General features: G+C 63.4%; 12 protein-coding genes. 4 read left to right on the plus strand and 8 right to left on the minus strand.

Annotation, left to right across the window (positions count from 1 at the left end; genetic code table 11):
* Positions 1-954: 954 nt before the first annotated feature.
* The 4 genes from IVA79_RS23485 to IVA79_RS23500 form a co-directional block, all read right to left on the minus strand.
* Positions 955-3,264 (minus strand): TonB-dependent receptor, encoded by a 2,310-nt coding sequence (locus tag IVA79_RS23485; RefSeq protein WP_247557206.1) that lies wholly within the window; start codon positions 3,262-3,264, stop codon positions 955-957.
* Positions 3,245-4,324, minus strand: coding sequence for a HoxN/HupN/NixA family nickel/cobalt transporter (locus IVA79_RS23490; protein WP_247557208.1), 1,080 nt, complete (start codon positions 4,322-4,324; stop codon positions 3,245-3,247). Before IVA79_RS23490 ends, IVA79_RS23485 begins: the two co-directional genes overlap by 20 nt.
* 203 nt (positions 4,325-4,527) lie before the next feature.
* Positions 4,528-6,819, minus strand: a complete 2,292-nt coding sequence (locus IVA79_RS23495) for a TonB-dependent siderophore receptor (protein ID WP_247557210.1) — start codon at positions 6,817-6,819, stop codon at positions 4,528-4,530.
* Between the two features lie 244 nt (positions 6,820-7,063).
* Positions 7,064-8,059: a tripartite tricarboxylate transporter substrate binding protein gene (locus IVA79_RS23500; protein WP_247557583.1), complete on the minus strand. Its 996-nt coding sequence runs from the start codon at positions 8,057-8,059 to the stop codon at positions 7,064-7,066.
* Between the two features lie 225 nt (positions 8,060-8,284).
* Here IVA79_RS23500 and IVA79_RS23505 point away from each other — a divergent pair, with 225 nt between their 5' ends.
* Positions 8,285-9,421, plus strand: a complete 1,137-nt coding sequence (locus IVA79_RS23505) for a GNAT family N-acetyltransferase (RefSeq protein WP_247557212.1) — start codon at positions 8,285-8,287, stop codon at positions 9,419-9,421.
* 27 nt (positions 9,422-9,448) lie between these two features.
* Here the strand turns inward: IVA79_RS23505 and IVA79_RS23510 are convergent, their stop codons facing one another.
* Positions 9,449-10,675: an NAD(P)/FAD-dependent oxidoreductase gene (locus tag IVA79_RS23510; RefSeq protein WP_247557586.1), complete on the minus strand. Its 1,227-nt coding sequence runs from the start codon at positions 10,673-10,675 to the stop codon at positions 9,449-9,451.
* Between the two features lie 442 nt (positions 10,676-11,117).
* Between IVA79_RS23510 and IVA79_RS23515 the strand changes: the two genes are divergently transcribed.
* The 3 genes from IVA79_RS23515 (at position 11,118) to IVA79_RS23525 (ending at position 15,417) form a co-directional block, all read left to right on the plus strand.
* A complete protein-coding gene (locus IVA79_RS23515; protein ID WP_247557214.1) occupies positions 11,118-12,464 on the plus strand; it encodes a polysaccharide biosynthesis C-terminal domain-containing protein in 1,347 nt (448 codons plus the stop codon).
* A gap of 212 nt (positions 12,465-12,676) precedes the next feature.
* Complete coding sequence (locus IVA79_RS23520; RefSeq protein ID WP_247557216.1) at positions 12,677-13,852, plus strand: glycosyltransferase family 4 protein; 1,176 nt, start codon at positions 12,677-12,679, stop codon at positions 13,850-13,852.
* 29 nt (positions 13,853-13,881) lie between these two features.
* Positions 13,882-15,417 (plus strand): hypothetical protein, encoded by a 1,536-nt coding sequence (locus IVA79_RS23525; RefSeq protein WP_247557220.1) that lies wholly within the window; start codon positions 13,882-13,884, stop codon positions 15,415-15,417.
* A gap of 100 nt (positions 15,418-15,517) precedes the next feature.
* Here the strand turns inward: IVA79_RS23525 and IVA79_RS23530 are convergent, their stop codons facing one another.
* The 3 genes from IVA79_RS23530 to IVA79_RS23540 all read right to left on the minus strand — a co-directional run bounded on the left by IVA79_RS23530 (position 15,518) and on the right by IVA79_RS23540 (position 19,122).
* Positions 15,518-16,465, minus strand: coding sequence for an ABC transporter substrate-binding protein (locus IVA79_RS23530; protein ID WP_247557225.1), 948 nt, complete (start codon positions 16,463-16,465; stop codon positions 15,518-15,520).
* A 97-nt stretch (positions 16,466-16,562) separates the two neighbouring features.
* The gene (locus tag IVA79_RS23535) at positions 16,563-17,606 is read right to left on the minus strand and encodes a ribose ABC transporter permease (RefSeq protein WP_247557228.1); all 1,044 of its coding nucleotides are present in this window, start codon (positions 17,604-17,606) and stop codon (positions 16,563-16,565) included.
* Positions 17,599-19,122: a sugar ABC transporter ATP-binding protein gene (locus tag IVA79_RS23540; RefSeq protein ID WP_247557230.1), complete on the minus strand. Its 1,524-nt coding sequence runs from the start codon at positions 19,120-19,122 to the stop codon at positions 17,599-17,601. The genes IVA79_RS23535 and IVA79_RS23540 overlap by 8 nt, the downstream gene beginning before the upstream one ends.
* Positions 19,123-19,196 lie beyond the last annotated feature (74 nt).

Genomic DNA, 19,196 nt, shown 5'->3' on the forward strand with positions numbered 1-19,196 from the left:
TCAGTGCGATCGAGCTTGATCATCTTGGTCCTCCGAGGCTGGGTGGTTGGCAATCCAATCCTAACCTCTTGACCACCCGCCGCCCCATAGGATCTGAGGTGCGAGCAGCAAGTAGGATGGGCAGAGCGAAGCGAAACCCATCGTCTCTCATCCTCGCGGAAGCACGAGGAGTGCCGTAGGGTGGGCAAAGCGAAACGTGCCCACGTATCTTTCACGACTGAGAGAGATCGTGGGCACGGCGCAAGAGCGCCTTTGCCCACCCTACGAGATCGAGCTTGTGACACGCAGACATGCCTTCTCGCTCTCGCGGCTGGAATCGCCCGAGCTTTGCTTCGTCGCTCCACCCTCAAATCCAAGAGGGCGCAGGGAAGGCCGGGTGCCGACAGGCACCCGCGGTCCGCTGCGCGAAATGCACACGCAGGAAGAACCGCACAGCAGCATACAGGTGGTGCCGATCACTCGGCCTTCCCTGCGCGATGGTCGGACGGCTTATGCCGTGCTCTCCCGGGAGCCGAACTTTCCTTTGGCCTCCCTCGCCTCGCGAATTGGATGATGCAGTCTGCCCGGTTGGGCTCGCTCGCACCTTCGCGAAGACTTGACCGTGGCAACGACGGCCAGGACCACACGGTTTTGCCGTACGCACGGCCCGCCCTATCGCCCGCAGTATTTCCAGCCCTGTCGACGGAGCTGAAAACTTACAGGCGAGACGAACCTGACAGCGCCGTTCGTCCGCACGAGGCCTCGGGCTCACAGGGACTACCCGCCCTGCCCGCACCTCTCGTGCCGACGCTGCCGCGTCCACCGCAAGCCCGGCTCGCGATCAAGACGACCTCGAGATCGCCCCTCTTGGTGAGCCGGGATGGCCGACACATACGACAAAACCGAATTTCGGTAAAGTGGAATATTTTAAACAAGAGGGATTGACAGAGGGCGACACAGGCTGCTCGGGCAAACCTAGAACGCCCCGGCGACAGTCATCCGGAACGTCAGCGGCTCCACGGGGTGCAGCACGTAGTCCATTACGCCATTCTGACAGACTGCCGCTGGCGCGGCGCCCGATGTGCAGAGGTTGTAGAGCGTGTCGGTCTTGAGCAGCGAGCCATAGGCATAGGTGATCTGGTTCGCCCTCGTGTTGAACAGGTTGAGCACATCGAGCTGAAGCCGCCAGCCATTGTCGATGCGATAACTGACGCGGCCGTTGAAGATGCTGACCGCCGAGGAGCGGAACGCATTGTCCTCCGTCAGCGGGCTCGACGCCAGATAGCGCCAGCGCAAGGTTCCGAACCAGCCGGTTGTCTCGCCCAGCGTGACGCCGGCTGACGCCACCATCGCCGGCGCGTTCGGAATGTAGTTGCCGGGCGCATTGCCGAGCTGCGCCTCCGGATAGCCGGCGAGCGAGGCATAGACCTCCGCCTGCCCGCTGTCATAGCCGCGGTAGCGCGCATGCGTCATCGCGAGATCGGCGTCGATGTCGATCCAGGATCTCGGCCGGTAGTGGCTGGTCCATTCAAAGCCGTAGCGGCGGCTGACGCGGGTTGCCGACGTGTCGCCGGCATCGCCGGCGAACAGGATCTCGGAATCCTGATCCAGCATGAAGACGCTGAGCGAGGTATCGAGGCTGGGAACGATTTTGCTGCGAACACCGACCTCCGCACCCCTGGTGCGCACCAGGAGCGGCGATGGCCTCAGCCGCGTCGCGGGATCACCGGGGTCCTCCGTCGTGGTCGCGCCGCGGGCATCGTTGGAGTGCATGCCGTAACCGGCACCGAGGAAGAACTCGGTCTGGCTGAATGGACCGAGCACCATCCGAAATTTCGGGCTGCCGAGCGCGGCGTCAGTGCGGCCGGAATTGCTGGCATTGAACCGCGACGTGACGTCGGCGGCATAATAGTCGCCGCGCCATCCCACCGTCGTCCTGAGCCAGTCCGTCCAGCGCACCGTGTTTTCGGCATAGACGCCGACGCTGCCCTCGCCGGCCTTGTCGCTGCGGATATTGGAAAGAAAGCCGCGCCGGAAGGTGTTGGTGAGCGCGAGGTCGACGGCATCATAGCGCGATTGCAGGCCGAAGGTGGTTTGCATCGGCAGGCCGGCCAGCGAACCGTTCAGCGTGCGCGAGATGTTGGCACCTAGCATCAGGCGATCGTCGTGCTGGTGGAACTGGTCGCCGAGCACGGGATCGCTGAGGAAGTAGGTGAAATTGTTGAAGAGGTCGAGCTGGCTCTTCACGACATAGGCATTGGCCTTCCACGAACCCGCATCGTCAGTCTGCGCGATGCGGCCCGAAAGCGCGAAGCGGTTGGTACTGCCGCCGTCGTTTGGATCTTCCGAGCCGAAGCGGCTGAGAAAGCCGGCGGTGATCGCACGCTGCGGCACCTGGTCGGTCGAATTCCATCTGTTCGCATAGGCCATGGCGGTGACGGACACGCCGTCGGTCGCGGTGCCCTGGCTGTAGCGCACGAGGCCATTGAGCTTCCGCACATTGTCCGGGTAGTCCCACGGGCCGTTATAGGTCCCGATCTCGCCGGCCACCAGCAACGCACCGTCACCGACCTTCGCAGAATCCATGCCGAGCAGACGGCGGTAGCCGAAGCTGCCGGCGCTCATTTGCACCAGCCCTTTGGTGCGGTCGATCAGGCCGATATGGACGCTGCCGACTGAGGCAAAATCGCCCTCCTCCGCAAAGTACGGGCCCTTGCGCACATCCACCGCGGCGATGGTTTCCGGAATCAGCCAGTTGAGATCGGCATAGCCCTGGCCGTGTGCGTGGGTGCGCATGTTGACGGGGATACCGTCGACGGTGATGGCAAGGTCGGTGCCATGGTCGAGATTATAGCCGCGCAAGAAATACTGGTTGGCTTTGCCCTCGCCGGAATGCTGCGTCACGATGAGACCCGGCACGGCTTCGAGGGCTTCGCCCGGCCGCGTGAATGGACGTGCATTGAGCTGTTCGCCGGAGATGGTGATTTCGCTGGCCATGCCGGGCTGGCCCTTTGCGCCCGAGGCGACACTGCGCCCATCCGCCGCTTGCGCTGGCGCCGGATGCACTGAGATGCGGTGGCCAGCCGAGAGCGGCTTGCCGGAGCGGCGCGATGCGACGGGCTTCTTGCGCGCCGCGGTCTCGCCGCCAGCGATCTGGATTGGCGGCAGCTCGCGTGAGGCGTCCCTGCTCTGCGCGAAGGCGCGGCCATCATCCGCGAGCAACACCAGGGCCGAGAGTGCCGTCAGCGCGCTGCCACGACCGGGCTCACGCCGTTTCGGTCGCATCGGCGCATTCCAGAGCTTTCGCTGCGCCCTGGTGCCGTCCGTCGGCAAAGATACGGCGATAGAGCAAGGCCGAGGCCAGCCAGGCGATCGCGAACAGCGCGATCACGGCGAAGCCGACATTGGCGAGCGACTCGTTGATGCCGTCGACCAGCGTCCACACGCCTCCGGTCAGGCCGAGCCGGTCGGCGGCCAGGCCGAGCGCCTCGATGCCGCCGATCAACAGCGCGACGGCCACGGAGGCGCCGGTGATCGTGAGGTTGTACCAGAGCTTTCGCAGCGGATCGACGAACGCCCATCGATAGGCACTGACCATCAGCGCGGAATCGGCGGTATCGACCAGTGCCATGCCGGATGCGAACAGCGCTGGGAAAACCAGCACATCTGCAACCGACGCGCCGTGCGCGGCTTCGGTCGCGGAGATGCTGAGCAGGCCGATCTCGGTTGCGGTATCGAAGCCGAGTCCAAACAGGAAGCCGAGCGGATACATGTGCCATGGTTTCGTGACCAGGCGGAACAGCGGTCCAAGCAGTCGCGCGAGGACGCCGCGCTTGGCGAGCAGCGTCTCGAGGCCTTCGGCGTCGTGGACGCCCTGCTGCCGCGCAGCGCGAAACGTCCGCCACAGGCCGGCGAAGATGACGAGATTGATGGCCGCGATCGCGAGCAGGAACAGGGCCGACACCGACGTGCCGATGAAGCCGCCGATCTCCTTGAGCAGGCTGTCGCCGCCAAGGCTCACCACGCCGAGCGCAAGCAATATGGTCGCGGCCACGACGACCGTGGAATGGCCGAGCGCAAAATAGAGGCCGACGCTGTGCGGCGCGCCGCCAGTCTGCATCAACTTGCGCACCACGTTGTCGATGGCAGCGATGTGGTCGGCATCGACGGCGTGGCGCAGACCGAACACCCAGGCCAGCAGCGCAGTCGCCAGCACCGTTGGCCGGTCGCCGAACAGCGCGAAGGCCCAGGCCCATGCAGCGATGTTGGCGGCAATGAGCCCCCCGAACAGCACCAAAGTTCCGGATTCGATCGCCCGTAAGGTCCGCCTCACCGCTTGCTCCATCCACCCGATCCCGCGGTATGAGGTTTATCAAGAACCCTCATACTGGCAAGAGCAAGAGCCGCGCCACTTTCGACCTTGCGGCCGAAGGCACACCGAAACGGAAGTTACGTCATTGATTCGACGGAGACTTTACTGATCCGGTGTCCATCGCGGCGCCGGAGCGGAATGCCGGACTGCGTCTTACGCAAGCGTGCGCCGGTGCTTCACATGTCCACAGTCATCGACAGCAGATATGTGCGTGGTGCTCCCAGGAAGAACGTTCCGAACGAAGCCACGCTCGACCAGTAACTCTCGCCGGTCACATTCTGGATGTTTGCGCGGAAAACCGTCTTCTTGCCGTTGATCGCCGTGGTGTAACGGGCGCCGAGATCGAGACGCGTCCAATCCGGAATCGGCTGTTTGTTCGCGCTGTCGACGAACTGCCTGCCGGTGTAGATGACGGCCCCGTTCAATGTGAGATCTCTCATCCAGGGAAGATCCCACTCCACCCCGATATTGGCCTGTACGTTCGGAACGCCGATCGGCGTATTGCCGATATTGGCCGCAACGGCGGTCTTCGTCAGGGTGCCGTCCAGCAGCGAGAGGCCTCCGAGGAGACGAACATCCGGCATGAGCTCGCCGTAGACGTTGAACTCGAGCCCGCGGACGCGTTGTTCGGCGGTCGCCGCGAAGCGCCCGGCGGACAGCTCGCCGCTCGCCTTCGATATCTCGAAGGCGCTGAAGGTGGCTGCGATCCGGCCGAAGTCCACCTTGATGCCGGCCTCGTATTGCTTGGCGACATAGGGTGGGAGCACTTCGCCGAAATTGGACGCGGTCTGAGGCGCCACGTCGCCCCGGGCGAGACCTTCGACATAGTTGGCGTACAAGGAGACATTGTCCTGGGGACGGACGACGAGGCCAACCACCGGGGTGACGGCGCTCTTGTCATAGGACGACGTCAGCGTCCCTATATTGGAAGCATAGTTGTGCGCTTCGATGCCCTGGCGCCGGACACCCAAGGTCAACAGGACGTGCTCATCGAGCACGGACATGGTGTCGGCAATCGAGAGCCCGGTGAGTTCACTGTCCGAGAGCCGAGGGCGGCCGCTAATTTCGTTGGCAAACTGAGTTGGCGCGACGGTCGGATTGTAGATGTTCGAGGTGACCAGGCTGCCATTGGTCAGCCGCCGGTACAGTGCGTCATGGTAGACCGAAGCCTGGAAGGCAAGGGCATGGTGAACGAAGCCGGTATCGAAGCGGGCGCGGACACCGCCGTCATATGTGGTTCGATCAATGCTGAGGCCAAAGAACTGAGGCGTCGAGGTCGTGTCGCCGCTGGTGTTGACAATGGTCGGAAGACCGAAGAATCGCTCGACATTGGTCTTGGAGCCGCCGACGTCGGCGAACAGCGTGACCTGGTCGCTGAGATCGTATTCGGTCCGCAGCAACGCCGATTTGTCGGTGATGTGCGACCATTCCCAGGGCTGGGTCACGTTCAACTTGCCGTCCGGTGCCTTCGGCACCTGCAGGCCGGGAGCCATCAGAAACGGACGCGACGGAGCATCGAACCGATCGGTTTGCGCGATGAGATAGAGCCATGACCTGAACCGTTCGCCCTGATAGTCGAGGGCCAGCGATCCGACACCTGTCGTTTCGGATTGGCGATCGATCGGCGTGTCGCCGTCGCGGAGGCTCCCGCTGGCCCGTACGCCCCATTCCTTGCCGTTGCCGTAGCGCCTCGCAACATCCCAGTGACCGCCGAAGCGGGCAACCGAGCCATAGCTTGCGGTCAAGCGGGTCAAATCCTCTTCCGCACGCTTGGGCACGACATTGATGATGCCGCCGACGCCGCCATTGGGTGCCATGCCCGAGAGCGCGGCGGATGGACCTTTGAGCACCTCGATGCGCTCGACGTAGTCGGTAAAGATGCGATATGTCGGCGCGATTCCGTAAAGGCCCTCGAAGGCGAACTCACCGTTGTTGCCTTCGTTGATCGGGAATCCACGAATGTTGAAGGAGTCCACCACACCGCCCGTCGGGTGGGAGCTTCGCACGGATGGATCCAGGATCAGGGCATCCGCACCCGTTGCCGCCTGCCGATCCCGAATGAACTTGTCCGTGTAGCTCGTCACGTTGAATGGTGACTTCATGGTGTCGGTATTTCCGAGCAGTCCCAGCCGCGCGCCTCGCGCGACCTCGCCGCCTGCAAAGGCGGGAACGACACCCGATTGCGGTCGCGCCGCGGCAGTTTCGGCTTGCGGGGCGCCACGCGCCGGGGCGCGCCGCGCCATCGATCGGGCCCGGACATCGTTTCGCTTGGTCAGCGCACGGCGCGCCGACTGCTGCGCCGGAGCATCGACAGTCACGGGCGGAATGGAACTGCCACCTTGCGGCGTTTGGGATCGCGCAGGCGATTCAAGCCACGTGAGCAACGCTACTCCACCCAGCAGCGCCGCACCAAAGCGAGCTACCGTCTCAACCCCATCGATACGCCGCATTTGCAGAAAATCCCTCATCAAGGGCCCTCTCTAGGAAGGCGCTATGGGGACGGCAACGAAAATGCGTGCGCTGCGATTTAGAATGTCTCGATCATCGATGAGCGCGGTGGAAACCTGTCTGGAACGATTCCAACGATGCGTGCGACCGCGTGCAGAATGACGAGACGCAATTGAAACTGCCGCAGCATCTGCTTCAAAATTCCGAGTGATCGAATTTCGAATCTCTTGTTGCGAGACGCCGGCAAGCACGCCCGACGTGATCTCAGTCGCGCTTGAGCCCGATCGACTTGACGATGGGAGCCAGGCGGGCCAGCTCGTCCTCGACCAGGCGCTGAAACTTGTCGGGCCCTGAATCGACGTCCGGCTCCAGACCTTGCGAACGATAGCTTTCCTGCAACTGTGGATCGGCCATCGCCGCACGGGTCGCAGCGGCGATCCGCTCCACGATCACATCCGGGGTCGCTCGTGGCGCGAACAAGCCGAACCAGCCGGCATAGCTGAGGCCCGGCATGCCGGATTCGATCACGGTCGGAATGTCCGGCGCGCCACTCAAGCGCCGCTCGCTCGTCACGGCGATCAGCCGCAGCTTGCCCGCAGAGTGGAGTTGCAGGATCTGGCTCGACACCACGGCAATCACCGACGATATCTGGCCACTCACCAGGTCGTTGGTCGCGGCCCCCATGCCCCGATACGGGACGTGGACGAAGTCCTCTGCAAGGCCCGATTGCCGTCTGAACGTCTCGCCGACGAGATGATTGCCAGTGCCAACGCCCGGAGTGCCGTACGACAGCTTGCCCGGATTGGCCTTGGCAAAAGCGATCAGCTCCCGCAAGTCGTTGACCGGCAAGGACGGATGAACCGCGAATGCGAGCGTGCTGGTGATCAGCCGGTAGATGGCGCGAAAATCGCGAACCCCGTCATAGGCCGGCTGCGCGGAGGACAGCGGAATCATCACCTGGGTGCTGCCATTGCCGAGCAGAAGCGAATAGCCGTCGGCTGCGCTCTGCGCCACCGCGGCGGTGCCGATCGCGCCGCCAGCGCCGCCGATATTCTCGACATAGATCGGCCCCAGCAGCGTGCCGATCCTGTCGGCCCAGGGCCGGCCGATCTGATCACCCGCGGCGCCTGCCGTGTAGGGAATGACCAGCCTGATGGGGCGGGAGGGGTATTCGTCAGCGGCTGCGCCACCGGGCCAGGCGGCAAGCGCCGCGATCCCCGCCGCCATATCGAGCAGTTCTCGCCGAGAGAGCAGGGACATCTTCTGCATGTTCGGGACTGAACCTGTCATCATACACGAATGTGGCGCCTGAAAGACGTGCGGGACGAGCGACCGCGGAATTAAGAGTTTGGTAACGATACGAACGCGGTTGAACACATTAATGCAAATCGCACGCCGCCGGTGTCTAGCCCGTAACGACCCTGCTATAAAGCGCAGCTACGGCTCGATCGATTTTCGCGAATAGTCCGGTTTCCCTGATTGCGCATGAACAGGCATAGCAACAATTTCGACATCGCCGTCGAGCAGTCGTTCGACTTTTTGTCTGAAGAATATGCCGAGCTGTTTGGTCGATCGGCCGCCACCGCTTTCCAGCATCCGATCTGGCTGCATTGCCTCTATACCAGGCTCGCGCCGGCAGCGCGCGCAGCAGCTTTGGTCGTCGTGGTCCGCCACCGCGCGACGGGGGCGCTGGCGATGGTGCTGCCCCTGCTCCGGATCCGGCGCGGCCCCGTCCGAACCGTCGAGTTCGCCGACCTGCGCGTCTCCGACTATCTGGCGCCGGTCTGCAGCCCCGAATTGTTTTCGCAGCTGCTCGAGGACGCGGCGGCATGCGCGGAGATCCGGCGCCTCGTTCGTCCCTTCGACCTGCTCCGAATGACCAAGCTGCCCGACGGGCGGCTTCCGATCGAGAACCTCCTGGCTGCATCGCGCCGCGTCGCGATGGACACCAATGCCTACGCGACGGTTCTGGTCGCGCCGTTCGAGCAATGGCGGGCCAGTGCGATCGATCGCTCCTATCAGAAGGAGCTTGCTAAGAAATATCGCCAGCTCCAGAAGAAAGGCGCGCTGAGCTTCTCATGCTGCAACGACAGCGTCTCCGTGCTTGAGGCGCTGGAGGTGATGAAGAAGTTTCGCGGTCCGCGCTTTCAGGCGCAGGGCGACGGAGATCTGCTGCAGCGTCCGGAATATTTCGATTTCTATTCCGACGTGGCCCTTCGTGGTCTCGGCGCTTTTGTGCGCCTCTACACAATGACGATGGACGGCGAGGTGATCGCCGCCGTGCTCGGACTGTGCCATCGGGACAGCTTCCTCATCATCATGAGTGCCTTCGACATTGCCGGGTACAAGAGCCAGTCCTTGGGCGCGCTGATGTTCGAGCAGGTGGCGCGGGAGTGTATCGCGTGCGGGGATCAGATGCTCGATTTCACCATTGGTGACGAACCCTACAAGAAATTGTTCGGCGCACAGCCTTCGCCGATGTGGGCGGTCACCAAAGCCGGCAGCACCGCAGGCACTGTTGCCCTGTTCGCGCTGAAGCAGGCTCCCTGGCTCAAACTGGCGGCCAAGCGACTGTCGGATTTGAGGCTGCTGCCCGCCCGCACCCCGACGCCCACGCGCTGACGGACGGCAAGCGAAGCGACGCAGCGCTCAGGCGCGTAGCGCGCCGCGAACACGTCCAAGCCAGCCCGGATGCATTTGATCGACGCGGTGCGCCAGGCTGCGCCGCAGGAAGTGCAGCCGCCGCCGGACATCCCAGCCGATATCGCTACGAGACGTCAGGGCCTGACGGAAGCGCGCCATCTTCAGGGACTGCTGGTCCGCCGCGATCTTGTCGCGATCGGAATAGAATTGCGAAATCTTCTCCTGGCCCATGCCGGCGGATTTGAGCCAACGCGGCGCATATTCGGTGCAAAGACGATCGACGTCCACCAGCAGGCGCGCGACGCCCGTGCCGGCGGCGGGACAATTGGTCTGGAACGCATCGCCGATGAGCACGATTCCGGGCTGGAGATGTCCCTCGACGACGGTCAAATCCATCACCCAGTTCTGGACCCGGTCGGTGACGCGGAAATCGCCGAGATAGGGCTGCAATCCCGGCAGCAGACGCAAGAGTGTCGCTTCCGGCTCGCGACGCAGCTCACGCATGATCGGATCGGTCGGATCGCGGAACATGAAGAGATTGGCCCGCATGCCTGCGCGGACGGGAAACAGGCTGAGATAGTCGATGCCGTCAGCCGTGCGCTCGCCATAGCAGGTCAGCGCCTCGAAATCGAACGGGCGAGCGTCCTGGCGCGCAATCGTGAAGCCGAACGAAACCGAATGCCGCTCGGCCAGCACGCGCCGCTTGATGCCGAGCTTGTAGGCGGGTGCTCCCGCCATGCCCGTGGCCAGAACGACGAGGCGCGCGGTTACACGCCGTCCGGAGGCGAGCTCGAGATGCTGGACGTCATCGCTGCAGCTGATCGCAGTGACCTCGTCGACGATCAGGCTGGATGGATCGGGCAGCTGGCTGCGTGCCATGGCCACGAGATCGGCATAGGGAAATCCATAAGCCTGGCCGACGCTGACATCGACCACCTTGCCTTCCCGGATATTGAGCACCTGATCATATCGGCAAGCGACAGTCCCGAGCGCATCGAGGAAGCCCAGCTTGCGGAGCATCGCCAATTGATGGCCGCCGATCTTTTCGACCCGGAACTCGTCCGGGTAGACCGCCCGCTTGTCGATCAGAGCGATGCGATGCCCTGCCCGCGCCAGCACCGCCGCCGCGAGCGAGCCGGCAAGCCCGCCGCCGACGATCGCGATGTCCGCGACGGTTCTCGAAGTGTCAGCTGTGGCGATCGGCTCGGTCATGATCTGGGCTCCCACGGTCAACCAAAGTCGCACGTGCAATTCTCCGGCCTGATGTCGCATCGCAGGACCAAACGCGATCATTTCTCGATATCGAGGTTAACAGGATAGAGAGCCGGTCGTCCGACCATGGCCGGCACGCCTCTTGCTCGGGATTCTCCGGAAATTCCGGTTTCTGGCAGCTCCGGGGCCGATCTCGGCGCGCCAACCCCGTTCAAACGGCTGATCTCGCCTTTTCGCGGCCGTCGATGCGGCGCACGCCGTCAATCGGTCCGAGCCAGGCCCTGTTCTATTTGAGACTATGAGGGACGACGATGTTCCACAGTGAAGCAACCGGCAGAACCGCGATGTCGTCGCCCGCAAGATCCTGCTTGCCACCCATTAACACTCGCAGTTTTTCAGCATGCTAGGTTGTCGCCGATATCGGAACATGTCTCTTCAGGAAAGAGCAGCTCCTTAGACTTCCATGATCGGATCCATCCTCCAGTTGTTGCGGCGTGACGTCACACGCGGTGTCGTCGGGACCATCCTCCTCAAGGTTGGTAGCGGCGCGCTTGCGTTTGCGGTGTTCTCGCTGGCGGCACGAACGATGTCGCCCGACGGCTTCGGCATCTTTGCGACCTGGCTTTCGGTTGCCCAGATCGCCGCCGTCGTGGGACTGGTCGGTCAGGAATCGTTGCTGGTGCGCTTCCTGAACGAGTATCAGGTCGGCGACAGGCCGGACCTCATCAAAGGTATCCTCCTCTCGAGCTTCAAGATTGCCTCGGCCGCCATGCTGGTCGTGATCGTCGGCATCGGCATCGTGGCGAACATGAGGGGCGACTGGTGGCTGCTGATCCTTGCGGTGTCGGCCTACACGGCCGTGAATGCCGGCGTGATGCTCGGCAGTCAGGTCGCACGCTCCCTCGTCAGCATTCTCATGGGCGAAGGCAATCGCGAGTTCTTCTGGCGGGTCATCGTCGTCGTCTTTCTGCTCGCCATGCTGCTCGCGCACCGGCAACTCGATCCCGCCGAGTTGTTCGCGGTGATGACGATTGCCATGTCGGTCAGCCTGGCTGCGCAGATCATTTCGGTCGCCCGCGTGCTGCCGGATCTGCGCGGCACGGCGGCGCGCTCCGAAACCTCGCGCTGGCGGTCGAGCGCCCTCCACTTCTGGCTTGCATCCATCCTCGAGGTCGCAAACCAGTATTTTGACGTCATCCTGGTCTATTGGATGCTGGATCCGGTGACGGCCGGAATCTACTTTGCGGCCTCGCGGCTCGCCAACATCTTCGCCATGGTGTCCGCGGCGTTGTACACGTTCGGCGCGCGCCGGCTTCCCTCGCTGTATTTCAGCAAGAATCATCGGGAGTTCGAACGAACCTTGCGGTTGATGGCGGAAGTGACCGCGCTTTGCGTGGCCGCCGGGCTCGCCACGATCTGGATCGGCGGCCCCTATCTCCTCAACCTGTTCGGGCCCCATTTCACCGAGCAGCATTCGGTCTTGATCGTGCTTGCGATCGGAACGGCCATCCAGGCCGCAGGCGGCCCGTCTGCTGCGATCCTGCAGCTGACCGGCCATGAACGAATCTATGTTCCCGTCGTTGCCGCCAACGTCGCGCTGCGGCTTGTGGGATTTCTCGTTCTCATTCCTTGGCTCGGCGTGCTTGGCGCTGCGATTTCGGCGACGGTGTCGCTGGCGCTCGCGACCATTGCCCTGAACGTCCTCTGTCGCCGGCGATCAGGGGTCGATCCCTCAATTCTCGTGCTTTTGCGCTTCACCGCCATGAAACGCGGCAGCTATGCAGTTCGCGGCGCCGATTCCAGTGACTAGGCAGCGTTCACGCGTCGGCGGTGCGCAAGATCGATTGGTTAACGTACTTCCTACGCACCATGCGGGAACCAGCGAAATGACGGTGCGAATGACGTCGATTGCCGAGCCTCGCATTAACTCCGTTTGTTGCTAGCCGATGTCCGCGCGATGGGCGCATGATAGGTACGAAGCCAAGAAGGTGAAGATTTCGTTTCTCTAGCGGGTCGGGATCCGTGCTGCACTATCAGCCGAACAAGGAATTGGGTGAGACCGCCGCGACAGCCCTCGCGCAGCCGGACGGCAGCGGAGCTAAGCTGCACGTGCTTCTTGCGCAAACCCAGGCCGAGAACGCCGGTGCGCAGGAGATCTCCAGGCTGCTTGGCGCCGGGCTGATCGCTCGCGGCTACCGCGTCACCAATCTGTTCTTCTTCCGCAAATCGGATTCTTTCGACGAACCGCCCGATACGCTCTACTGCGCGTCGAGCCGGCCCGGCAATCCGGTGGCGCTGTCGCGGATGTTGTGGACGCTCGGTCGTCATATCAGAACGATCAGACCCGACGCCGTCCTGACCTTCCAGCATTTCGGCAACGTCATCGGCGCCGGCATGACGCGCCTCGTCAGCGGCGCACCTGTCATCGCCAATCAGGTTTCATCCGCGTTGGCGATGAGCTGGCCGGTGCGCACCGCCGACATCGTCATGGGCAGCGTCGGCTTCTTCGACCGCATCACGCTCAACTCGCAGGACATGGAGCGCGAATATTCGCGCTACCCCGCAGCCTACCGGTCGCGCATGGTGCATGTGCCGCACGGCTTCGACGACAAGGCTCTCACCCTGTCGAAGGAGGCTGCGCGACGGAAATTCAACCTGCCGCCGGATCGCGTATTGCTCGGCTGCGCGGCACGGCTGCATCCGCACAAGCGGCTCGACGTGGCGATACGTCTGTTGCCGGATCAACCGTCCTGGCATCTTGCGCTCGCCGGCCAGGGCGCCGACGAAGCCCGGTTAAGGCTGCTGGCGAATGAATTGAAGGTATCGGACAGGCTGCATTTGCTCGGGGAGATCCCCCCCAGCCGAATGGCGGATTTTCTTGCCTGTCTGGACGTGTTTGTATTCCCGACGCAGGCGGAAACCTTCGGTCTGGCCGCGGTCGAAGCTGCGAACGCCGGGGTTCCCTCAGTCGTGACCGATCTTCCCGTCTTGCGCGAAGTGTTGTCTTACGAAGGAAAGCCGACTGCACTCTTCGTCGACGCCTCCGATCATACCAAGCTCGCGGCAACCGTCTCCAGGCTGCTGACGGACCAGCATCTGAGCGATGAACTGCGACAAAACGCCAAGGGCCTGAAGTTGCGCTATTCGGTAGATGCCATGGTGGAGGAATACGTTCGAATTCTCAGCCAGGTCACTTGACCTGAGAGGTTGGAATAGATGGGCTCGACATGATCATCGAGTTTCGCTGTGAACGTGAGTACGCGCGGCGCTGGATGGACCGCGACACGCTGTCGATCGACGGCCGCAACGTTCCGGTTCAAATTGCATGGGTGGCAACGGCCGAGCCACGGCCCGCAGGTCTCGACGCCCTGTTCGAGCTCGAACGCATGGTGTTGCACAAGGGCAAGCCCAGCGGCGCCAACAGGCTGAACGTCGCTCCGGAACGGACGCAGGTTCGCAACCAGACGGCTGACGTGATCGTCGATTTCACCGGCGGTGCGCGCGATCCGAACAGCTCCGCACCGCGCTATCTCCGTCCGCTGTTCAACGGCGTTGCAGGCGAAAACGCCGCACTCGCCGCCATTCTCGCCGGCGACCTGCCGGTGATCGACATCATCGACGACGTCGACGGTTCGGTCCTCGATCGCGGCCATCCATCCGGCGAAATTGCCGCGGGCCTCAGCGGCGCACTCGAAACCGTCATGGCGCGAACCCTGACCATGGTGGCGGCGATCCTGTCGGGACGGCCGCGCATTGTGCCGCAGCTGGCACGCCGCGCTGGAAATGGCTCGCACCGCGGACCCCTGGGCTACGTCACGCGCGGCCTTGCCGTCTCGATCGCCAAGGAGATCTATCGCCTCTGCTGCTATGCCCCGCATTGGCATATCGGATGGCGCTTCAATGACGGCGCGGGCGTCTGGCAGACCGGAGATCTATCGGGTCCGAGCTGGAATGTTCTGGGTGATCCTGGAAATCACTTCTACGCCGATCCTGTCCCCATCAATTGGCAGGGACGAACTTTCGTCTTCTTCGAGGATCTCGATCACCGTGTCGGAAAAGGCATCATCTCGGCGATCGAGTTCGGTGACAGTGGACCGGTCGGCGAGGTCGTGCCGGTGCTGGAGGAGCCCTGGCACCTCTCCTATCCGTTTCTGATCGAGGACGGTGGCGAGTTGTGGATGATCCCGGAGAGTTCGACCAACGGGGATGTCGCCCTCTACAAATGCGTCCGCTTCCCGGACAGATGGGAGCGACACGCGACGCTCCTTTCAGGCCTCGAGCTCGCCGACGTCACGATCACGCGGCACAATGGCCTGCATTATCTATTCGGCGCCTGGCGCGACGGAACGGGCGGCTATTCGGATTCGCTGGCGATCTATTATGCGGATCACCTCTTGGGCCCCTGGTTGCCCCATGCCAGCAATCCGGTCCTGATCGACCGCGCAAGCACGCGGCCAGCTGGAAATTTCGTCACGCTCAATGACAAATTGTGGCGCCCGATCCAGAACTGCACCGACGGATACGGCGCGGCGCTCGCGCTGGCGGAAGTGGTCGAACTGTCGCCGACCGCCTTCAAGCAGATCGTGCGGCATTCTCTGAGGCCCGGACCGCTATGGCCCGGCAGGAAGCTCCACACCCTGAATCGCTGCGGCCGGCTCGAGTTGATCGACGGATCGCGTGTCCAACCCAAGACCCGCGCCTTCGCGAGCGGACTTCCATCGGCCGTGTTCCCCGCGCGAACCAGTTCCTCCGCCGCCCGCTAATGCGGAGCAGCGCGTGTTGGCGGCCATGCGCTACGGGCGGCGTGAATCAATCATACCGCCCGTCATTTCGTAGATGGCCCGCGTCGACGACGGACGACGCTTATTGAGAGCGATCCGAGGTCCAGCCCTTGTACTCGGCGACGTTGTCCCTGGTCACGAGCTTGGACGGCAGCAGCTCGACGGTCGAGGCAGGCTTCTGGCCATTGAGAATGCCGACGCCGACCTGCACGGCCCGCCGCGCCATGAAGAACGGATCCTGCGAGGCCGAGGCCTGGATCTGCGGCGATTGCGGATCCTTCAGCGCGGCTTCGATATCGGGCGCGCCGTCGACCGCGGTGATGATGATGCCGCTGCGGTTTTGCTGGCGCGCCGCAAGGTCGGTGCCGATCGCCTGCGGATCGTTGATGGCGAAGATGGCATCGATCTTGGGGAAGCGGGTCAGATAGCCCTGCGCAACGGTGAGGCCGCCTTCGCGCGAGCCTTTGCCGTCCTGGTCGTTGGACAACACCTTGATGCCGGCGTTCTTCGAGAACACGTTCTTGCAGCCGACGACACGGTCGATCACGGCGGAGACCTGCGGCCCGTTCTCGATGATGACGTCGCCTTTGCCGCCCAGCTTGTCGACGATGTACTGGCAGGAGATCTCACCGGCCTGCACGTTGTTCGTGGTTACCGTGGCATCGGCGCCTTCGGCCGCGGTATCGACCGCGACGACGACGATGCCCGCGGCCTGCGCCTTCTTGATCGCCGGCCCGATCGCCTTGGGATCGCCGGGGTTGAGCAGGATCAGATCGACGCCGGCAGCGATGAAATTGTCGATCTGGGTGACCTGCTTGCCGAGATCATATTCGAACCCGACCGTCGTGATCTTCACACTGGGATTGGTCTTCTTGGCCTCGAACTCGGCGCCCTTCGACAGCGCGACAAAGAACGGATTGCCCATCGATCCCAGCGAGACGCCGATCGACTTGAGCTCCTTGGCGAAGGATGGCGTAGTGCTTAAAGCCAGCGCCATCGCGGCGCCGGCGAGCATGATCGTCTTCAACATGGACTTCCTCCCTGGTCTGTCTTCGTCTCCGGCGCGGCAGACCAGTTGCCGCAACGGAAGTCATGTGCGCCGAAACCTTAAGTTCTGGCGGAGCCTTTCATGTTCTGGCGGAGCCTTGCAGCCGGTAGCGATCGAGCGCGACGGCACCGATGATCACCAGACCCTTGATCACATATTGCCAGATGTCGGAGACGCCGACGAGAATCAGGCCGTTCGACAGCACCGCGATGATCAGCGCACCGACCAGCGTGCCCCAGATCGAGCCGATGCCGCCGACGAACGAGGTGCCGCCGAGGATCACGGCGGTGATCGCGTCGAGCTCATAGGACTGGCCGAGCTGCAGGCCGTTGGCCGCATAGAGCCGCGCCGCCTGCATGGCGCCGCCGAGCCCGGCGAAAAGTCCTGAAACGCCGTAGACGAAGATCAGCACGGCCCAGACCTTGATGCCGGCAAGCCGCGCCGCGCTCTCATTGCCGCCCACCGCATAGATGTGCACGCCGAGCACGGTCCGGCGCAGCACCAGCCACGAGACGAGGATGACGAGCAAGGCGATCACCGAGAGCCACGGGATCGAGGCGACGCCGGGAATGAGCGTCAGCGAGCCATTGCCAATGAAGGCATAGGGAATGGATGGATTGAACACGGTGGTGTCGGCACCGAGCAGCCGCGCCAGGCCGCGCACGGCGGTGAGAGAACCGAGCGTGACGATGAAAGGCGGCAGGCGGAGCAGCGCAATCAGCGCGCCGTTGACGATCCCGAAGCCAAGGCCGGTGAGCAGCGAGGCCGGCAACCACAGCATTCCGAGCTCCGGCAGCTTGGAGAGCGTCAACCCGGCCATCGCCGAGGCCGCCAGGATCGAGCCGACCGAGAGGTCGATGCCGCCGGTGAGGATGACGAAGGTCATGCCCGCGGCGAGCACGGTGTTCACGGCGGCCTGCTGCAACACGATGCCGAGATTCTGTCCGGTGAAGAAGCGTCCCTCGGACAGGAAATGGAAGCCGACGCAGAGAATCAATAGCACCGGCAGCATGCCGAGCGCGCTGATCAGCATCCGCACCCGCTGGCGCTTTGTCTCGGCGGCAGCACCGTTGGTCGCCGTGGCCGCGGCAGGCTGGGCCTGCGAAGCACCATTGTCAGGCATCGAGATGCTCCATTCCCGTGGCAAGCGCCATGATATCCTCTTGTGTCAGCGGCGAATTGGGACCGCGCATCACCTCGCCGGCGATGTGCCCAGTCCGCATGACCACAACCCGGTCGCAGATGCCGATGATTTCAGGCAGATCGGACGAGATGACGAGGATGGCGGTGCCGGCCTTGGCCAGATTGTCGATGATCGAATAGATCTCGGATTTGGCGCCGACATCGACGCCCCGCGTCGGCTCATCGAGGATCAGCACCTTTGGTGCAATCGCGAGAAGCCGCGACAGCAGCAGCTTCTGCTGATTGCCGCCGGACAGGCCGCCGGCGGGGACGCCGACATTGGCGGCGCGGATGCTGAGGCCGGCGAATGCCCTGTCGGCGCGCTCGCGCGCCTTGTCGCGATCCAGGAACCAGCCGAGCTTCGCATCGCGCGCGAGCACAGCGAGATTGATGTTGTCCAGACATGACATGTCCAGAAACAGGCCCAGCGCCTTGCGGTCCTCGGTCAGATAGGCGATGCCGGCCTCGAGCGCCTCGCCCGGCGTGCGGATCTCGACCGGGCGGCCCTCCAGCTCAAGCCGGCCGGAGGTTTTGGGCAGCGCGCCGATGATGAGATGCGCAAGCTCGGTGCGGCCGGCACCGATCAGGCCGGCGAGGCCGACCACCTCGCCCGCATGCACGGTGAGCGAGCAACCCCTGACGCGCTGACCATCGGCCATGTCGATCGCGGCGAGCACGGGATGTCCCCGCCCCGCCTCCGGATCGTGATCCTTCTTGTAGAACGAGGAGACGTCGCGTCCCACCATCATCCGCACGATGGTATCGGCGCGAATCTCGGCCTTGTCGAGCGAGCCGACCAGCCGGCCGTCGCGCAGCACCGTGACGCGGTCCCCGAGCGCGTAGACCTCATCCATGCGATGCGAGATATAGATGATGGCAAGCCCCTCGGAGCGAAGCTGGCGGATCAGCGCAAACAGCCGCGCACTCTCGCCCGCCGACAGTGCCGTGGTCGGCTCGTCCATGATCAGGATCTTTGATCTCGCGTGCAGTGCACGCGCGATCTCGACCAGCTGCCGCTGGCCCATGGAGAGATGCGCCACCAGCGTCGATGGCAGGAAGTCTGCGCCCAGCCGCTTCAGGATGGGACCGACGCCCTCACGCATCTCGCCGCGCGCCAGCATCCCTGAACGCGAGATCTCGCGTCCCAGATAAATATTCTCGGCAACACTGAGATTGGGGGCGAGCGACAGCTCCTGATAGATGATGGAGATGCCTGCGTTGCGGCCGCCGAGTGGACCTTCAATCCGTACAGGGTGTCCTTCGATGCGGATCTCGCCGCCTGGATCAGGCCGATAGGCGCCCGACAGGATCTTCATCAGCGTCGATTTGCCGGCGCCGTTCTCGCCCATCAAGGCATGGACCTCGCCGGCATAGACGGTGAGATCGACACCGCGCAGTGCCTTGATGCCAAAGAAGGATTTTGAGACCCCGCGCATCTCGAGGATCGGATCGTTCATCGTGCCTCCCGGCGCACAATGCGTTTCCCACCCGCGTCTCGATCTCTCCGTCAGCGCGGTTCACGCATTAAACA

Origin of the sequence: Bradyrhizobium sp. 138 (genome assembly GCF_023074075.1) — a bacterium.
GTDB lineage: Bacteria > Pseudomonadota > Alphaproteobacteria > Rhizobiales > Xanthobacteraceae > Bradyrhizobium.

What these genes read in the sequence shown, in the direction of transcription:
- IVA79_RS23495 (WP_247557210.1), bottom strand. Translation starts at nt 6,819, where the DNA reads ATGAGGGATTTTCTGCAAATGCGGCGTATCGATGGGGTTGAGACGGTA.
- IVA79_RS23485 (WP_247557206.1), bottom strand. Translation starts at nt 3,264, where the DNA reads ATGCGACCGAAACGGCGTGAGCCCGGTCGTGGCAGCGCGCTGACGGCA.
- IVA79_RS23535 (WP_247557228.1), bottom strand. Translation starts at nt 17,606, where the DNA reads ATGCCTGACAATGGTGCTTCGCAGGCCCAGCCTGCCGCGGCCACGGCG.
- IVA79_RS23525 (WP_247557220.1), top strand. Translation starts at nt 13,882, where the DNA reads ATGATCATCGAGTTTCGCTGTGAACGTGAGTACGCGCGGCGCTGGATG.
- IVA79_RS23540 (WP_247557230.1), bottom strand. Translation starts at nt 19,122, where the DNA reads ATGAACGATCCGATCCTCGAGATGCGCGGGGTCTCAAAATCCTTCTTT.
- IVA79_RS23490 (WP_247557208.1), bottom strand. Translation starts at nt 4,324, where the DNA reads ATGGAGCAAGCGGTGAGGCGGACCTTACGGGCGATCGAATCCGGAACT.
- IVA79_RS23515 (WP_247557214.1), top strand. Translation starts at nt 11,118, where the DNA reads ATGATCGGATCCATCCTCCAGTTGTTGCGGCGTGACGTCACACGCGGT.
- IVA79_RS23530 (WP_247557225.1), bottom strand. Translation starts at nt 16,465, where the DNA reads ATGTTGAAGACGATCATGCTCGCCGGCGCCGCGATGGCGCTGGCTTTA.
- IVA79_RS23500 (WP_247557583.1), bottom strand. Translation starts at nt 8,059, where the DNA reads ATGTCCCTGCTCTCTCGGCGAGAACTGCTCGATATGGCGGCGGGGATC.
- IVA79_RS23505 (WP_247557212.1), top strand. Translation starts at nt 8,285, where the DNA reads ATGAACAGGCATAGCAACAATTTCGACATCGCCGTCGAGCAGTCGTTC.